Annotated in this window: 1 protein-coding gene and 1 pseudogene; both read left to right on the top strand. The window is 71.2% G+C overall.

What is annotated here, in order from left to right; genetic code table 11:
* Positions 1-94 precede the first annotated feature (94 nt).
* Positions 95-1,759, top strand: coding sequence for a glucose-6-phosphate isomerase (gene pgi / locus RIF68_RS35450; RefSeq protein ID WP_375165143.1), 1,665 nt, complete (start codon positions 95-97; stop codon positions 1,757-1,759).
* Positions 1,760-1,763: 4 nt separating this feature from the next.
* Positions 1,764-1,960, top strand: a pseudogene (locus RIF68_RS35445) (PH domain-containing protein); the annotation flags it as partial.

Genomic DNA, 1,960 nt, shown 5'->3' with positions numbered 1-1,960 from the left:
GCGGCGCCGTTCGCGCTCGCCGTCGCCTCGCCGCGCCCTCTGATCAATTAGGTTGAAGGGCAGCGGGGCAGAAAAGCACGAGAAGAAGTGGGCGATGTCCGAGATGACCAGCACAGGCCGTACGAGGCTCAACCAGCTGCCCGAGTGGGCGGCCCTCGCCAAGCACCGGGAGCAGCTGGAAGGCACCCGGCTGCGGGAGCTGTTCGCCGCCGACCCGACGCGCGGCACCGACTACACGCTGCGCGTCGGTGACCTCCACCTGGACTACTCCAAGCACCTCGTCACCGACGAGACGCTGAACCTGCTGCGCGAACTGGCCGCCGCCACCGGCGTGGCCGGGCTCCGCGACGCCATGTTCCGCGGCGAGAAGATCAACACCACCGAGGACCGGGCGGTCCTCCACACCGCGCTGCGCGCTCCGCGCGACGCCGTCGTCGAGGTCGACGGGGAGAACGTGGTCCCCCGCGTCCACGCCGTCCTCGACAAGATGGCCGCCTTCGCCGACAAGGTCCGCGCGGGCGAGTGGACCGGGCACACCGGAAAGCCCGTCAAGAACATCGTCAACATCGGCATCGGCGGCTCCGACCTCGGCCCCGCCATGGCCTACGAGGTCCTGCGCTCCTACACCCGGCGCGACCTGACGTTCCGTTTCGTCTCCAACGTCGACGGCGCCGACCTCCACGAGGCCCTGGTGGACCTCGACCCGGCCGAGACCCTCTTCATCGTCGCCTCGAAGACCTTCACCACCATCGAGACGATCACCAACGCCACCTCCGCCCGCGAGTGGCTCCTGTCCGGTCTCGGGGCCGGACAGGAGGCCGTGGCGCGGCACTTCGTGGCCCTCTCGACCAACGCGGGCAAGGTCGAGGAGTTCGGCATCGACACCGCCAACATGTTCGAGTTCTGGGACTGGGTCGGCGGCCGCTACTCGTACGACTCGGCCATCGGCCTCTCCCTGATGATCGCCATCGGCCCGGAGCGCTTCCGCGAGATGCTCGACGGCTTCCACCTCGTCGACGAGCACTTCCGCACCGCGCCGCCCGAGGAGAACGCGCCACTGCTCCTCGGCCTCCTCGGCGTCTGGTACGGCGGCTTCTTCGGCGCCCAGTCGCACGCCGTCCTGCCGTACTCCCACTACCTGTCGAAGTTCACCGCCTACCTCCAGCAGCTCGACATGGAGTCCAACGGCAAGTCGGTGGACCGCCAGGGCCGCCCGGTCGACTGGCAGACCGGTCCCGTCGTCTGGGGCACCCCCGGGACCAACGGCCAGCACGCCTACTACCAGCTGATCCACCAGGGCACCCTGTTCGTCCCCGCCGACTTCATCGGCTTCGCGCGTCCCGTGGACGGCCTGGCGCCGGGCCTGGTCGCCCAGCACGACCTGCTGATGGCCAACTTCTTCGCCCAGACGCAGGCGCTGGCCTTCGGCAAGACCCCCGAGGAAGTACGGGCCGAGGGCGTCCCGGAGGAGCTCGTCGCGCACAAGACCTTCCGCGGCGACCACCCCACCACCACCATCCTCGCCGACGCCCTCACCCCGTCCGTCCTCGGCCAGCTGGTCGCGCTCTACGAGCACAAGGTGTTCGTGCAGGGCGCCATCTGGGACATCGACTCCTTCGACCAGTGGGGCGTCGAGCTCGGCAAGGTCCTCGCCAAGCGGATCGAGCCCGTGCTGACCGAGGGCACCGGCGGCGAGGACCTCGACAGCTCCACCGCCGGACTGGTCGCCGCCTACCGCGCGCTGCGCGGCCGGAGCTGATCCGGTGACGGGGGAGGACGCGGTACGGCTCCGGCCGCCGAGGAACGCCGTCGACCGGCGGGCCGTCGCCTGGTGGCGCACCCGCTGCCTGGTGGCCACCGCCGCCCCGGCGGCGGTCCTCGGCCTCCTCGGCGCCCTCGTCGGGCCCGCCAGGGCCTGGCTGCTGCCCGCCGCCGCCCTCGGGGCGGCGGCGGGGCTCGC

Source organism: Streptomyces sp. (assembly GCF_031178505.1).
In the GTDB taxonomy this organism is placed as follows: domain Bacteria; phylum Actinomycetota; class Actinomycetes; order Streptomycetales; family Streptomycetaceae; genus Streptomyces; species Streptomyces gulbargensis.
Note: the sequence above shows the minus strand (reverse complement) of the source record. Positions and strands in the feature narration are given on the sequence as shown.